15 protein-coding genes, 1 other RNA gene and 1 pseudogene are annotated in these 15,701 nt (G+C 40.5%); 8 read left to right on the forward strand and 9 right to left on the reverse strand.

Going from position 1 to position 15,701, the window contains the following annotated elements; all coding sequences use genetic code 11:
* Nucleotides 1-74: 74 nt before the first annotated feature.
* The 7 genes and pseudogenes from QZ488_RS06885 to QZ488_RS06915 all read right to left on the reverse strand — a co-directional run bounded on the left by QZ488_RS06885 (nucleotide 75) and on the right by QZ488_RS06915 (nucleotide 5,333).
* Complete coding sequence (locus QZ488_RS06885) at nucleotides 75-827, reverse strand: sulfite exporter TauE/SafE family protein (protein WP_293747098.1); 753 nt, start codon at nucleotides 825-827, stop codon at nucleotides 75-77.
* Nucleotides 828-866: 39 nt separating this feature from the next.
* A pseudogene (locus QZ488_RS06890) lies at nucleotides 867-1,350 on the reverse strand (GNAT family N-acetyltransferase).
* 12 nt (nucleotides 1,351-1,362) lie between these two features.
* A complete protein-coding gene (ybaK, locus tag QZ488_RS06895) occupies nucleotides 1,363-1,830 on the reverse strand; it encodes a Cys-tRNA(Pro) deacylase (RefSeq protein WP_293747099.1) in 468 nt (155 codons plus the stop codon).
* 9 nt (nucleotides 1,831-1,839) lie between these two features.
* Nucleotides 1,840-2,130, reverse strand: coding sequence for a hypothetical protein (locus QZ488_RS06900; RefSeq protein WP_293747100.1), 291 nt, complete (start codon nucleotides 2,128-2,130; stop codon nucleotides 1,840-1,842).
* A gap of 40 nt (nucleotides 2,131-2,170) precedes the next feature.
* A complete protein-coding gene (locus tag QZ488_RS06905; RefSeq protein WP_293747101.1) occupies nucleotides 2,171-3,385 on the reverse strand; it encodes an FAD-dependent monooxygenase in 1,215 nt (404 codons plus the stop codon).
* A gap of 4 nt (nucleotides 3,386-3,389) precedes the next feature.
* Entirely contained in the window at nucleotides 3,390-4,709 is a 1,320-nt protein-coding gene (gene pepP, locus QZ488_RS06910) for a Xaa-Pro aminopeptidase (protein ID WP_293747102.1), read from the reverse strand.
* 54 nt (nucleotides 4,710-4,763) lie between these two features.
* The gene (locus tag QZ488_RS06915) at nucleotides 4,764-5,333 is read right to left on the reverse strand and encodes a UPF0149 family protein (protein WP_293747103.1); all 570 of its coding nucleotides are present in this window, start codon (nucleotides 5,331-5,333) and stop codon (nucleotides 4,764-4,766) included.
* A 164-nt stretch (nucleotides 5,334-5,497) separates the two neighbouring features.
* Here QZ488_RS06915 and ssrS point away from each other — a divergent pair.
* From ssrS to rpiA, 7 genes are all read left to right on the forward strand, one after another.
* A non-coding RNA gene (gene ssrS / locus QZ488_RS06920) (6S RNA) lies at nucleotides 5,498-5,679 on the forward strand.
* A 36-nt stretch (nucleotides 5,680-5,715) separates the two neighbouring features.
* Nucleotides 5,716-6,126: a hypothetical protein gene (locus tag QZ488_RS06925; protein ID WP_293747104.1), complete on the forward strand. Its 411-nt coding sequence runs from the start codon at nucleotides 5,716-5,718 to the stop codon at nucleotides 6,124-6,126.
* Between the two features lie 182 nt (nucleotides 6,127-6,308).
* Complete coding sequence (locus tag QZ488_RS06930) at nucleotides 6,309-7,199, forward strand: ribokinase (protein WP_293747138.1); 891 nt, start codon at nucleotides 6,309-6,311, stop codon at nucleotides 7,197-7,199.
* A gap of 19 nt (nucleotides 7,200-7,218) precedes the next feature.
* Nucleotides 7,219-8,160: a nucleoside hydrolase gene (locus QZ488_RS06935; protein WP_293747105.1), complete on the forward strand. Its 942-nt coding sequence runs from the start codon at nucleotides 7,219-7,221 to the stop codon at nucleotides 8,158-8,160.
* Nucleotides 8,161-8,228: 68 nt separating this feature from the next.
* Complete coding sequence (locus tag QZ488_RS06940; protein ID WP_293747106.1) at nucleotides 8,229-9,851, forward strand: GAF domain-containing hybrid sensor histidine kinase/response regulator; 1,623 nt, start codon at nucleotides 8,229-8,231, stop codon at nucleotides 9,849-9,851.
* Between the two features lie 20 nt (nucleotides 9,852-9,871).
* Nucleotides 9,872-10,465 carry a 5-formyltetrahydrofolate cyclo-ligase gene (locus QZ488_RS06945; RefSeq protein ID WP_293747107.1) on the forward strand — a complete coding sequence of 198 codons (594 nt, stop codon included), beginning with the start codon at nucleotides 9,872-9,874 and terminating at the stop codon, nucleotides 10,463-10,465.
* Between the two features lie 53 nt (nucleotides 10,466-10,518).
* Nucleotides 10,519-11,175: a ribose-5-phosphate isomerase RpiA gene (gene rpiA / locus QZ488_RS06950; protein ID WP_293747108.1), complete on the forward strand. Its 657-nt coding sequence runs from the start codon at nucleotides 10,519-10,521 to the stop codon at nucleotides 11,173-11,175.
* A gap of 65 nt (nucleotides 11,176-11,240) precedes the next feature.
* Here the strand turns inward: rpiA and QZ488_RS06955 are convergent, their stop codons facing one another.
* Both QZ488_RS06955 and QZ488_RS06960 read right to left on the reverse strand, forming a co-directional pair.
* On the reverse strand, nucleotides 11,241-12,821 hold the full coding sequence (locus QZ488_RS06955; RefSeq protein ID WP_293747109.1) for an alpha-L-arabinofuranosidase C-terminal domain-containing protein: 1,581 nt from the start codon (nucleotides 12,819-12,821) through the stop codon (nucleotides 11,241-11,243).
* A gap of 9 nt (nucleotides 12,822-12,830) precedes the next feature.
* The gene (locus tag QZ488_RS06960) at nucleotides 12,831-14,459 is read right to left on the reverse strand and encodes a DUF5597 domain-containing protein (protein WP_293747110.1); all 1,629 of its coding nucleotides are present in this window, start codon (nucleotides 14,457-14,459) and stop codon (nucleotides 12,831-12,833) included.
* Nucleotides 14,460-14,766: 307 nt separating this feature from the next.
* Here QZ488_RS06960 and QZ488_RS06965 point away from each other — a divergent pair, with 307 nt between their 5' ends.
* The gene (locus QZ488_RS06965; protein ID WP_293747111.1) at nucleotides 14,767-15,654 is read left to right on the forward strand and encodes an SDR family NAD(P)-dependent oxidoreductase; all 888 of its coding nucleotides are present in this window, start codon (nucleotides 14,767-14,769) and stop codon (nucleotides 15,652-15,654) included.
* Nucleotides 15,655-15,701: the final 47 nt, after the last annotated feature.

Genomic DNA, 15,701 nt, shown 5'->3' on the forward strand with positions numbered 1-15,701 from the left:
AATATATGGCAGCAATGAGTGTTGTTAATCAGTCAAATTGGTGTCTTGCAATTGGAGAGGGTCCATATATGGTATTAGAACAGCATCAAAACAGACGCTAAACCTGTCACAGCTATGACCAACCAACGATAATATTTTTCTTCGATACGTTTCACAAAAACAATGCCCACCCAAGCACCCAACGCGATAAAAGGTAAACTGATAAGATTTAACAAAAAAGAGTTCAGATCAATACTCTCCCAGCTAAACAAATGAAAGGGTACTTTAAACAGGTTAATCGCTAAGAAAAACCAAGCTGCGGTGCCAATATACTCGTTTTTGGGTAGTCGCATACTGAGTAGATACAAAGCCATAACAGAGCCCGCTAAGTTGCCAACCATAGTCGTCACACCGCCTAAAAACCCCATCAATAAAGCAAACCATAGGTAGTCTGGGATAGAATCTTTATTGGCTTTTTCCATCCATAACATCAAACCTAAGCTGACAAAAATAATCACACTCATGATGGTTTTAAATAATTGGTCGTCAATGACGTAACCCAGCCATGTACCAACCAATACGCCAATAGCTGCCGACGGAAATAACTTGATTAAGAAATACCAATTGGCATGCCTGTGGTAATACTTAACAGCAAATAAGTCAGCCATAATCAGCATAGGCAACATCAAACCTGCCGATACTTTCCCACCAAAAATAATCGCAAGCAAAGGCACAGCAAACATAGACGCACCATGCACCCCTGTTTTTGCCATGCCAATAAAAAACGCCACTAAAAATAGCAGCGCCAAAGTTGTGTAACTTAAGGAATAGGAAAACAGCTCTAACATGGGTAACAATCAATCATATTGAGCCGACTATTTTATCTATCAAAGTGCTTTTTCCCAAAATAATGCCTTACCCATTTTAGGGTCGAGTTCATAGCCAGCAAAACCAAACTTTAGGTAGGCATTTTTAGCCACTTGATTACCTTCCAACACTTCCAAGGTAATTTTGCAGCAGCCCTTTTCTTCAGCGATATTTTCAACATATTGCAACATTTTTTGACTGAGCCCTAACCCTCTAAATTCAGAGGACACCACTAGATCATGAATATTAATCAAAGGTTTTACACTTAAACGTTGAAAAAGCTTCAAAACAATTTACCAAGCCAGCAGGTTTGCCATCTACATAACAAATTACACTAAAGGCTTGGGGTAATTTTGCCAATTCAGATGCCAAATTATCTTTCACTGTTTGGCTTAACGCCGTTGCTCCCCCCATAGGATCAAGCGCGTAGTTCTCAAGTAGGAATAACATATCTTGAGTGTGTATAGTGTCCTGATAGTTCAGAGTAAAAACATCGATGTTCATTGAGGATTAACTTTATTGGCAGATAGAGGCGAAGAATGCCAGTGTAAGGGTTTGCAAGTCTAGTGGATTTAATTCAATTTCTAGACCCCTTCGGCCACCACTCACATAAATGGTTGGATATTGCTGGGCTGATTGATCAATGACTGTTTTCAACGATTTTTTCTGGCCAAGAGGACTGACACCACCCAACACATATCCCGTGCTGCGCTGCACTTCTGTTTTGTCAGCCATTTCGGCTTTTCTAGCACCACAAGCCTTGGCCACACTTTTCATACTCAACATTAAATTAACTGGCAGAACAGCCACCACCAACTCGGTAGTGTCTAATTTAACGACTAGTGTTTTAAATATTCGTTCAGACGCAACTGCCAGTTTCTCTGCCGCTTCTAATCCATAAGAAGCCTGCCCACTATCATGTTCGTATTGATGAACACTAAATTCAATTTTCGCCTTTTTAGCGCTGTTAACTGCTGGAGTCAAAATATAGGCTTATTTTTCAACCACACAATTTTTTTGAACTCTGGCTTTGACTTGGCGGATCATATTTATATCCCCTTCAGCTTCTGCATCAACTAAATCTAATTTGGAATCTTGGCATTTGAGTTTGTTGGCTTGGTTTTTCATATAGGCCTCGTCTTTCTGCTTTTGAATCACACCAGCCACACCAGTATATTGACCTCGGTCTTCTGGGCGTTTCTCTTTTTCGTAAGGTGGCGCTTGACGAGCACCACAAGCAACAAGTGTTAGGGTTAATGCACTAATAATAAAAATTTTGTTCACTGAATTTTCCTTTTAAAAATAAAACACGGCTATTGAAGCGCTACTCTAAATGAACTTTAGCTAATTCAGGCAATTCGCCTTCAAGACCCATGGCATGTTGAATAATTTTTTGTTTAGTAAATGATGAGTGATTAGCCAAACTTAAGCCAGTATCCCTGATTAATTTTTTAACCGGTTGATCTCCAGCAAATAAACGCTTAAAACCTTCCATTGCGGCAACCATTTTCACTGCTTCAGTTTTTCGCCAGCGTTCAAAAGGTCGTAAATTTTTAGCTAAGCCAAAATCCTTGTCTTGTTTGACCAATTTAATAATCTGTTCGGCCAATGCTGCAGCATCCAATATTCCTAAATTTGCTCCCTGACCTGCTAAAGGATGGATAGTATGCGCAGCATCGCCAATGATAGCGACTCTATTACCTACCCATTGGCGCGTATAACGCATTTTAAGCGGATAACTTTGCCTGTCACTGACTAATTCACAGATGCCTAATGTGCAATCGAATGCGGCAGTTAGAGCTTTGTTAAAATCTTGATTTGATAGTTTGAGCAGTTCAGCTGCTCTAGGTTCATCTTGAGACCAAACAATCGAACAATAATGGGGATCCCATAAAGGTAAAAAAGCCAAAGGGCCAGTAGGCGTAAAAACCTGCCGAGCAATGTGCTTGTGCGGCAAAGTAGTTTTTACTGTTGCGACTATCGCATGTTGATCATAATCCCAAAATGTTTGCGCTAAATTAGCCAGCTTTTTTACCATTGAATTAGCACCATCAGCGCCTATCACTAATCTGGCACTTAACTGACTACTGTCGTCTAAGGTAATAAAACATTCTTGTTGGCCAAATACTAACTGCTTTATCTTTTTAGGGGCAAGTAGCTCAATAAAACTACTGTTCTGGGCTTGTATCCATAAACTGTGTCGAATCGCTTGATTTTCTACAATATGACCAAGTTGTTGTTTTTCAACTTGCTGAGCAGAAAACTCGATTTTAGCAAAACTGTCTTGATCCCAAACCTGCATGTCCACATAACTGCAGATTCTACTTACATCTAAATGCTGCCACACACCTAAGTTACGTAAAATATTCTCTGTGGCTAAGGTTAGTGCGCTTACACGTAGTTGCGGATCACCACTTGGCATAGACTCACTAACATGTCCTTCAACCACAGCAACCGACAATCCACTGCCTTTTAAAGCAAGCGCTTGCGTCAGCCCAACTATGCCGCCGCCCACCACAACTATGTCGTATGCATGCATTCTTTTAGCTGCTCTTTTTAATCATAAGGGTTTCAATGTCGCTGATGGTTTTAGGTGCAGCTAAGGTCAGGTTTTCATAACCGGATTGAGTTATTAGTAAATTATCCTCAATCCGAATACCTATGCCCCGCCACTTTTTATCAACGTCAGCATCAGGTGCCACATAAATTCCGGGTTCGACTGTTAGTACCATTCCCGGTTGCAACGGTCGGTCCTGGCCATCAATTTTGTAATTGCCCACATCATGCACATCCAAACCAAGCCAATGACTCAAACCGTGCATATAAAACTGACGGTAGGTTTGCTGTTCAATATTGTCGACTAGTTCCCCTTTAAGGATACCCAAATCGATTAAACCTTGAGTGATCACTTTAATTGCCACATCACTGGCCTGGTTAATAGTGTTGTTAGGCTTAATCACCTCAAAGGCGGCGAGTTGTGCATCTAGCACTAGTTGGTAGAGTTGTTTTTGTGGTGCTGAAAAGGTGCCAGATATCGGGAATGTGCGGGTAATATCCGATGCGTACCCCTGCCATTCGCAGCCCGCATCAATTAACACTAGGTCACCGTCTTTCAATTCTTGATTGTTCTCGGTGTAATGCAAGATACAAGCATTGTCTCCCGCCCCAACTATAGTGCCATAGGCTGGATATTTAGCACCTTGCATGGCAAATTCATGATGAATTTCTGCTTCGAGGTGATATTCGTTTTTACTTTCCTCAACAAATTGCATCGCCCGAATATGCGCTTGGGTGGCGATAGATGCCGCTTGACGCATCAAATCTATTTCACAAGTAGATTTAATTAAGCGCATTTCATCTAGGATGATGCGAACGTCAATCAGACTAGAAGGCGCATTTTTACTTTGTTTAGGCGCTTCACGTAAAGATTGCAAGGTTGAAAAAACAAGATCATCGGCATCATGATTATGCCCTTGAGCAAAATACAGATGTTGGTGTCCATTGATTAAATCGACTAACCGGTCTTCTAGTTCATCTAATGCAAAGGCCATGTTCACAGGGTACTGCTGTTTAGCTTGTTTTGGACCAAACCTGCGACCATGCCAAATTTCCATATTAGGGTCTTTGTCTAGGCAGAATAAAATACACATACCATTTGAATATTCTTGATGGTTAGACAGCACTAACCATGCCTCGGGCTCCGGAAATCCACACAAAAATTGAAAATAGCTGTCTTGGCGAAAAGCATACTCAGTATCACGACTACGCGTGACTAAGTGAGCAGCAGGCACCAAACAAATACTGTTTGGTTGCATTGTTTGTAATAGGTACTTTTGACGGGTTAAAAATTCGGTATTATCCATAAGCAATGCTGTGACTCACTTTACAGTTTTACAAAAACCAAGACGTTAATTGAATTAATGAACTGTTTTAGGTTCACTTTGCTGTTGTTCTGGAGATTTACCTAACTCGTTAAAACATAACATAGCGGTAACTCGCACATATTCCATCACTTCAAATAAAGCCTGCTCTGACTCTTCATCTTCATTCATTTCATCGTCCATGCGGGCGATTTCTGCAAAATCTTCTAAGGCTTCTTTTACATCAGCAGAGCAACCGGTTAAATCATCCTGATGTAAACCAAACCCAAGCATAAAACCTTGCACCCAACTTAACAAAGCTTGGCCTCGCTCATTAATAGGTGACGAATCCTCTGGCAAACAAAGTACTAGCGCAAAGTCACTTTCAACTAATTGCTGACAAGTGGTGTCAAAAAGGCTTTTAAAGGCTTCGTCTACTTCTTTAGAAAATGACTCACCTTGATGAATGAAATCAGCTAATGGCTCTAACCAGTCTTGGCATTCTAATGGCATTCCACCACCTAACATGCCACAAAACATCCCCTGAACTTCGGCGGGAGAGGTTAAAATATTGTTGCGTTCAAGTAACGCGGTTAAAGTATCGAAAAGGTTGGTTGATGTATTCAAAATGCTCTCTCAATCGTTGGACAAAACAATGCTACCACTCTCAAGATGGCAAATACATGATAGTAGGTACGATAGCGCTAGTATATCTAACAGCTAACATATTATAATGGCTGTGTTTGTTGTGTGGCGAGTTTTTTACTGGCTTTACAACAAATTATTTTCTATGCCTCCTGGGGTGTTTGCCAGTTTAGTTATGTCCCTGGCCGATGCTTTTTACCTAGGGAGTTGATTCCACTACTATTGCGCAAGCTCGGCTCGTATCGAGAAGCCTAAGGTAGCGATGATACTTCCGCCCTGAACTTTCGGTTCACGGGCTTACACCGAACAGCGGCATTTTGGGAGGCATCCAAACTATTCAGAACGGATTGAGAGTAATAGTCATATGAATCAAGAAGAACAAGTACAAACTTACGGAAAAGATGTGATAGAAGCTCTGTCTTCGATAGTAAAGTGGAAATATGACGATTTTCATAAAGTGATGTTAGCTGAATTTTCGGTAGACAAACAAGATCAAGTTTTGTTTACCTTACAACAGGTATTACCTGTGAGTTGGGATATAAACACCATCAAAAAAGCACCTGGCGAAGTCAAACATTACGCAGGGTCATTCTCCAAACTAGTTAAGCAACAAAAACTATTCAGTACCAGTGTTGAACGTCATCCCAAAGTGATGGCAGCTTGGTGGCCTTGGGGTCATGGTGCTACCGTTTCTGTTAGGTTGTTTTTAACTGATACTTCTCCATATGTTGCCAAAACTGGTTTTATCAATAAGTTAACACGCCTTTTTGCTTAGGGGCTGTTGATCCTAAATAAATTTGCTGTCAGAGAAAAAATCAATATACTTGCATGTATGTAGACCAAATGGTCAACTTTTAAAATTAAGGAACCGGGTCTGATGACCTAATATATGGTTTTATTCTGCTAGAATAAATGCCATGCACTAGCACGTTAAAACAAGAGGCACAGCAACGTATTATGGCCGTTATCAACTTTGGTTCAATCAACATCGACCATGTCTATCAGGTCGACCATTTCGTTCAACCTGGTGAGACTATTGCGTCAAGCCATTATCAATGTCTATTAGGTGGTAAAGGCGCTAATCAATCTATCGCATTAGCCAGAGCCGGATCTGAAGTGCGTCATGTGGGAAAAATAAACGAAGCAGATGTCTCCTTCAAACAAACCATGATCCGAGATGGCATTGATTGTAAACATGTATCTTGCACCGAAATGGCCACTGGCCATGCAATTATTCAAGTCACGCCTTCCGCCGAAAATGCCATAGTGTTGTTTGGTGGAGCCAATCATGAAATGACACCTAAAGATATTATGCAGGCATTGGATACTGTGTCATCTGCCGATTGGGTGTTGACTCAAAATGAAACCAGCAATATCGACCAAGTGCTAATTCAGGCCAAAGAAAAAGGCTTACAGGTAGCATTTAATCCCGCTCCTATGACTGAGTCTGTTAAACATCTTCCACATGAATGTATTGATTTATTAATCGTTAATGAAGTGGAAGCTGAAGAAATTTCAGGACGCCAAGACTTAGACAAAATAGAAGACTACTTTCGCCAAGATTGGCCCCATGCTGAAGTGTTGATTACGTTAGGTAAAGCCGGCGTACGTATGCTCAAAAAAGATAAAACGATTAATGTACCCGCTTTTGAAGTAGAAGCTGTAGATACAACGGCAGCTGGTGATACATTTATCGGCTATTTCTTGTCTGCGTACAGTACCCACACAGATTCCAAAACCGCTTTAACACGAGCTTGCGCCGCCTCAGCCTTGGCAGTTATGCAAGTTGGTGCAGCACAATCTATACCTAGCATAGAAGACGTGAACCGTTTTCTTGCTAAGCAATAATTTTTCAGGGAGACACTAAATGAGCCACAAAATTATACTAGATACCGATCCGGGTATTGACGATGCAATGGCAATTTTCTTTGCCTTTCAACACCCTGAAATAGATGTGTTAGGACTGACCACTGTATTTGGTAACGTGCCTGTTGATATGGCGGCCAAAAACGCCATTACTTTGTGTGCATTGGCGGATAAAAAGATCCCAGTATGCAAGGGTGTGGGAATGCCATGGGTTGGCAAAGAATCAGGATACGCACATTTTGTGCACGGTGATGATGGTTTTGGCAATATCAATTTTCCTGCGATTAAAGGTGAACTAGATCCCCGCAGTTCGGCGCAGTTTATTGTTGATAAAGCACGTGAGTTCCCGGGTGAAATCACTGTTGTTGCTATTGGCCCATTGGGTAATTTAGCCCTAGCTTTGCGTCTTGAACCTGAACTACCAAAGTTGCTCAAAGCAGTTTCTATTATGGGCGGCGCTGCCTTTGTACGTGGAAATGTTACGCCTGTGGCAGAAGCCAATATATGGAATGACGCATACGCTGCAGAAATTGTATTTGGTGCTGATTGGGAACTCAATATGTTTGGTTTAGATGTGACTAACTCTTGCCCATTTACACCAGATTTTTTGACTCAACTTAAACAAAACAACCCTAAACTAGGTGGTTTTGTACACGATGCAGCGCAATTTTATGTGCAGTTTTACTCACAAAATAGAGATGAAGATGTATGTTTCTTCCACGACGCTATGCCCATTGCACATCTAATTGACCCAAGCTTGTTTGAATTACAAACCGGTCATGCAAGAGTGTCCACTGATCCTTTAAATATTGGTCAAACCTCAGTAGCGCTGCCTAATACTACGACTAGCCCTGACTGGCTTAACGCACAGAAAATCAATGTAGCAGTTAAGGTAAACAATGAACGTTTGACTCAGTTGTACATAGATACTTACGGCAGATAATATGGTTTGGTGAGAAAATAAATTATGTTATGGTCTTGTGTATTGCGAGACCAATTATGTATATACAAATGAAAATTGCCCCTCCAACATTAGACGAAGCAGCTCGCTTAAAAGCGCTCTACGACTATGACTTATTAGACACTGAAGCTGAAAAAATTTTTGACGACTTAACTCAGCTTGCCGCAAAAATTTGTGATACCCCGATAACTTTAATTAGCTTGGTTGATGCCGACAGGCAGTGGTTTAAATCTAAAGTTGGATTAGACGCAGAAGAAACCTCCAGAGATATCGCATTTTGTGCCCATGCCATTCATCAAAAAGAAATTTTTGAAGTCGAAGATACCCTGCTAGATGAACGTTTTTGTGACAACCCTCTCGTTACCTCCGCACCGAATATTCGTTTTTATGCAGGTACACCTTTAGTCAGCCACAACGGACATGCGATTGGCACATTATGCGTAATTGATGACAAACCTAATAAATTGACCGAAATTCAGCGTCAAGCCCTTGAAGTTTTAGGCAGATCAGTCATTTCACAAATGGAATTGCGAAAAAATATTAAAGAGCTGAAACAAGCCAACGAACATAAAACCGAATTTTTATCTAATATGAGTCACGAACTACGCACTCCACTCAATGCGATTATTGGTTTTAGCCGTTTGATGTTAGATGATATTAATCATCACAAATTACCTGCAAAATTTTCTGAGTATATAAGCCATATAGACTACTCAGGTAAACGGTTGTTAAGCGTAGTGAATTCAGTTATTGATTTAAATAAAATTGAAGCTGGCATGATGCAAGTCCAAGTCGAACTGATTTGCATAAGAGAGTTCATCAAAGATTTAGAAGGCATGTTAGCGATTACAGCCAACGAAAAAGATGTAGCTTTTTTGGTAAATATTAGTGATAACGTACCGACTCATTTAACTATCGATCACGCCAAAATCAGCCAAATTATTACCAACTTAGTGCATAACGCGATTAAGTTTACGGATAGCGGCAAGTGGGTCAAAGTTGAGTTTTCCCTTAATGATGAAAACCTTATGATCACCGTTGCAGATCAAGGGGCCGGCATTTCATCTACCGATCAAACAAAATTATTTGGTAAATTTCAACAAGTCGGACAGTCCAAAAGTTCAGAAGGTAGTGGTCTAGGCTTATCAATTACACTTGGATTAGTGGAGCTTTTAGGTGGCACAATAAAGGTTTTGAGTACCCTAGGTTCAGGCAGTATTTTTAAAGTGATGTTGCCACAACAAAGTCATCATGACGTTTTGCAAAAAAGTGTTGTTCAAGAAAAAGCAAATTTTGACCGCAGCAGCCAGATATTAATAGTAGAAGACAATGAAATCAATCAAGCAGTTATGCTTGCCGTATTTGAATCTTTGCATACCTCTGTCACTATTGCTGGGACAGGCGAAGAGGCTTTAGAGATAGTCAATGATAGACATTTTGATCTGATCTTAATGGACATTCACTTACCTGGTATTGATGGCCGTCAAACCTCCGAAAAGATTAAACAAAACTATCCACAGCTCCCCATTATTGCTTTATCAGCCGACGCATTTAACCAGCATAAGTTTAACGAAAATGATAAAATTTGGGTTGAGTATTTATGTAAACCCTTGGAAAAAGAAAAACTTGTTCAAGCACTCAATCGCTTTATTCCTCTTTCTCCAAATACCTAAATTATGTAGGTTTAAAAATAGTGCAAAGACAAAAAATACGCACAGAGTATCGCAATAAGCGTCAAGCATTGTCGGCTCAGCAACAATCCACAGCGGCAAATAATCTATTAACAAGCTGTCTTTCATCTACCATACTCGCTCAAGCAAAAACTATTGCCTGTTATATTGCAAATGATGGTGAAATTGACCCGAGTGCAATTATTGATTATTGCTGGCAACAAGGTAAACGTGTATTGCTACCAGTTTTACATCCTTTTAGTAAAGGGCATCTGCTGTTTGTGGAATATCATCCTAACTCAGCCAGCCGAAAAAACGTTTATGGCATAGATGAACCCATAGTCACCAGCACAAACATACATACTCTAGACACTATTGAACTGATATTAACGCCACTGGTTGCCTTTGATGCCCAAGGCAATAGATTAGGCATGGGGGGCGGATATTACGATCGTACTTTAGCCCCTATTCGTCGAGATTCATTACCCACTCAACTCGTTGGATTGGCGCATACTTGCCAACAAACAGATAAGTTACTCGCCGATAGTTGGGATATCCCGTTAGATGGTATTGCCACGCCAGAACAATTTTTTGATATAAAAAAACACGGTGCTTGAGTTACACTTTAAACAACCAAGCGTTTATGCAGATCAATAGGCCCTAAAAACACATGACACAAGATGAAAAAAAGAAAGCCGCAGCCCAAGCAGCCTTAAAATATGTAAAAAAAGACACTATTGTCGGTGTTGGCACAGGTTCAACCGTTAATTATTTTATCGATGCACTAGAGGATGTAAAACGTGACATTCAAGGAGCAGTGTCGAGCTCAGAAGCATCAACGGAACGTTTAAAAGCCATGGGCATTGAAGTATTTGATCTCAATTCAGTGGATAAATTTGATATTTATGTGGATGGCGCAGATGAAATTACCAAACACAAACATATGATTAAAGGTGGTGGCGCAGCACTTACTCGAGAAAAAATCGTTGCGGCTGTTGCTGAGACCTTTATTTGTATTATTGATGATACTAAACAAGTGCCTATGTTAGGTCAGTTTCCATTGCCAGTTGAAGTGATCCCCATGGCCCGTTCTTATGTGGCCAGAGAAATAGTCAAACTAGGTGGCGATCCCGCCTATCGCCAGGGTGTTGTCACGGATAATGGTAATGTAATTTTGGATGTGCACAATTTGACAATACTCAATCCAGTTGAACTAGAAAGACAACTTAACGCCATAGTTGGCGTGGTAACCAACGGTTTATTTGCTAACCGTGGTGCTGACATAGTATTAATTGGCAATAATGATGGTGTTGAAACAATAAACTAATTGAACCACTTAATTCGCGGCTCAAAACCTTCTGTTGTGGCCGCGAACAATCATCCTATCAAATCCTACTCAATCGAAAAAACCACAATAGATTTAGGCGCCAGCATAAAACTCAGATCACCATTTTTTGCGTTGACTGAAATTGAAGCAGGTTGAATAACATGTGGATTTTCAAAGGTATTGTGAGTATCGAGTTTATTACCCGTTAATATTTGGCCAACGGCTGTATGCAGCGATTGTTCTGCTTTTATCGTAAGGCTCTCGGCATTATTTGCATCAACATTGGCCAGTGCCAAATAGAGTTTTCCATCTTTACCTATTCCTGCTGAGGCACTGATTTTGGACAACTTTTCGTCGCCAAATTGATATTGCTCACCGCCTAAAATGGATACGGGAATAGAAACCGCATCTTGAAATGGCACATACATTTTAAATATATGATAAGTAGGCGTAAGCAGCATTTTTTCTTTATCAGTTAAAATCATGGCCTGCAAAACATTCACCATTTGTGCAATATTGGTCATATGAATACGTTCAGCATACTGATGAAACAGGTTCAAATTTAATGCTGCGACCATAGCGTCGCGTAACGTATTTTGTTGATATAAAAATCCAGGATCATCACCTTCAGCGGCATCATACCAAGTGCCCCATTCATCCACATAAAAGCCCACTTTTTTATCGGGATCATGCTCGTCTAAAATGGCCAGGTTATTCTTTATAAACCCTTCCATACGTAAAGTATTTTTTAAAGTTGAAAACCATTCTTTTTCATCAAAATTCAGTGCACTGCCTTTCTTATCCCAATTGCCGGTTGGTAGAGTGTAATAATGATGACTGATAGCTTGCATGCGCATTGCCCAAGAACTTTCAACATTTTTAATCAGGTGTTCTGTCCATTCCAGTTGTTCGGTATGGCCACCGCTGGCGATCATAACTGGCTGATTGTCGCCAGGTGTTTTTAAAAAGCTCGCATAATGTTTATATAGGTTGGTGTAATACTCGGGGGTCATTGAACCACCACATCCCCATGCCTCGTTACCTATGGCAAAATAATCCACTTTCCAAGGCTTATCTCGCCCATTCTTACGGCGCAAATTAGCATGGGTACTTTGGGAGTCACAGATCATATATTCTATCCACTGCGCCATTTCTTTTGACGTGCCCGTTCCCAAGTTACCGTTAATATACACTTCGGCTCCAAGCAGCTCGGCAAAATCAAAAAGTTCGTGGGTACCAAAAGCATTGTTGTCGGTCACACCACCCCAGTTGGTATTGACGGTTACGGTTCGTTGATCACGTGGTCCTATTCCATCTCGCCAATGGTATTCGTCAGCAAAACAACCGCCAGGCCAACGCACTAAGGGAACTTCCAGTTCCTGCAATGCGGTTAATACATCAGTACGAAAGCCATTAACATTTTCAATTTTTGAGCCTTCACCTACCCATACGCCTTCATATATGCCTCGGCCTAAATGTTCCATAAACTGACCATAAATATTCTTATTAATGATCGCACCCGGGCTGTTGGTATCGAGTTGAATGACCGTTTCAGCATTAGGCTGAGAGATAAAAAGAACAGCCATCAAACAATAGAGAGCAGGTAGTTTTGTTACTCTGCTTTGGAAAACTTTATTAAAATTCATGTGGGTTTCTCATTCGTAGTTGTAAAGTGCTAGTTTCTGAATCTGATAATTGTCCATAAAAATACGCACATGCCTTCCTTGATGTGTTTGGTCACCATTTAAATGTCTAACAACAGTCCATTTTTCATCATCGAACCGGCCTTCATCCACTTTTAAGATGCCGACATTTAGCTCTGGATTAGTAAGGTTTTTGAAGGTTATAACAACGCCCGTTCCGGCAATATAAAACTCATTTTCAGTTGTTTGAACTATGATGGCCGCGGCTGTTTTCCATACATCATCTTTGGCGCTCGCTTCCCACCCTAAGGTATGACTGTGCTTAACCGTAAATTCATAGTCGCCCATAGTTAGCACTGTTTGTTGATTGTTTTTATCTATCAACACCGCATCTATTTTTCCTTGCCCCTGATGTTTGGTTATCACAGGCGTTAACTGGTTAAGTAAATAATACATTTTGCCCAAGTCTTCGTTTTCAGGCTGATCTTTTGATTCAATAGAAAAAAGTGAGAAACCTATCGCTTCATAGTGACCAATTACAAAAGCAGCTTTAGCCGCCGCGGTGTTATCAAAGCGATGTTCGGGAATAAATAATGGATTTTGCTGCCGGGTATATAAATCACTCCAATGTTTGATATCCGGCACATAAAAATCAGGCGCAAGAAAGTCGATAGATGGCGCACCCGCTTTCCATACATCCATTAAGTGTGGAAGAGGCCCAGCACTAGGGTATCCCTTACCTGGTTTAGCATTGGGGCTATTTAATGCAGCATTAACAAACATTGGAAGTGGATAAACCGCTTTACCTGATTGAATTAAAGCATGGGTGAATTGTGCGTAAAACCAAGCCATAAAAATTTCGTCAGTATGGGTGCCAATACCAAAAACATCTTGCCATGTGCCTGATGTTTTAAAGCCGTTTTGTTGCCAAACCAGATAAAACTCTGGCACTAGGTTTTGTTTGTGTAGCGCTAGGTAATTTAACAAGTTTGATGGTACATCTTGCTGAAATTGCTGATTAGCGAGTGCGCTATGATCTCTTGCAGTCGGTAACATGCCAATTTCGTTTTCTGTTTGCAGCATAATGACAGTGTGTTTTTTACCATCCACCTTTTTGATGTGGCGCACTAATGCGGTATAGGCACTTACGTCAGCCTGTAAATTGTTTTGGCTAAAAGGGGTTAAAATTTCATGGCTGTTGCCGTTATTATCTTTTATCCGGGGAAAACGCTGCTGATCTTGCTTCACCCAAGATGGGACGTGGCTAGACATGCTATTTTTCCAAGCACCAAACCATAAAAACACCAATTTTAAATCTTGCTTTCTCGCCTCATATATCAATTGTTCAACTAATTTGAAATCAAACACCCCCTCTTTTTGTTCAATTAATTCCCAGTAAATTGGCACTAAAACAGTATTAAGGTTTAGTGCTTTAAGCTCTGGCCAGACCGACTGCATTGATTCCATGCTAGTTGCCGTGGAGTTACCTAACTCTCCGCCCAATATAAGATAAGGTTTTGAATTGACAATCAGCTGTGTGGTATTGCCCACTTTATTCAGATGAGGAATTTTGTCTTTAGAAAATGATGTTTGAGGTAGCAGTAACACCAAGAAAATTACGAATTTGTTGAACAGTTTCAATGTGATAATTCCAGTTGCACAATATCGACTCAATGCTTGAGCTTACCAGAACAACAAAACCATTTACGTTTGTTAAATTTCAAACAAGGATTACGAAAATCTCTTTATCACTTGCAATATTTAACTAACAACACATTTAAAAGCTGCATTAATTTGGCCTGAGCACACCTAGCTTTTAAGAACATACAAACATTCATTCTATGAAGCTTTGCCAATTCGCTAAATAAAGTTTTTTTGAATCAAACCAACACCTACTATCGATTCATACTCAGAAAATCAATATTCAAAATCATTAAGGGATACCATCATGTCGAACGAATTTGCAGGTAAAACAGCTATTATTTCCGGAGGAGCAGGAGGCATTGGTTTTGCTCTTGCTGAAGAATTTGGGCAACTGGGTATGAACATAGTGATTGCTGATATTGACCAAACCCAACTTGCAGCGGCAGAACAAACATTACGTGACGCTGATATCCAAGTCTTAGCTTGTCCACTAGACGTCACCAACTATCAACAGTGGGAAGACACTGTAGCTGCCGCCGAAGCAAAATTTGGTAATATTCACATGTTGGTGAATAACGCTGGTGTCGGTGGTGTTCCTGGCTCCATAGAAGACACCAAACTCGAAACGTGGAAATGGGTTATGGATGTAAATGTAATGGGCGTAGTGAATGGTACACAAGCTGTTGGCCCAAGCATGAAACGCCATGGCCAAGGTGGTTGGATTATTAATGTAGCCTCAATTGCTGGCATGAATGGTGTGGCTTATTCTGGTGCCTATGCCGCTTCAAAAGCAGCGGTCGTTTCCATGTCAGAGAGTTGGGCCGTTGAATTGAAAAAGTATAATATTGCCGTGTCAGCGTTGTGCCCTGCTTTTGTTAAAACTAGAATTCATGAATCATTACGTAACCTTCAACCCGAATATAAAGAAGTTAAAAATCAAGGGGCCAATAAAGCAAAGTCTGGAGGCGGAAAAAACATCGCCAAAGAATTAGTGGAATCTGGTATTCCCACTTCTGTGTTAGCTAAACGTGTAGTGGAGGCCCTGCAATCAGGACAAACTTATATATTCACTCACCCAAATTTCCGCGCACCAATTGCTTATAGAGCATCATTGTTAGATGCAGCATTTGCCGATGCTGAAAATAGCCCAATTGTGAGTCACTTAAAAGATGATGAAATAAAGATGTTATAAGCGTTTTTTACCACCGTGGATATCAATTATTCACGGTGGTAAAAATT

Origin of the sequence: uncultured Paraglaciecola sp., from assembly GCF_913020055.1 — a bacterium.
Taxonomy (GTDB): Bacteria; Pseudomonadota; Gammaproteobacteria; order Enterobacterales; family Alteromonadaceae; genus Paraglaciecola.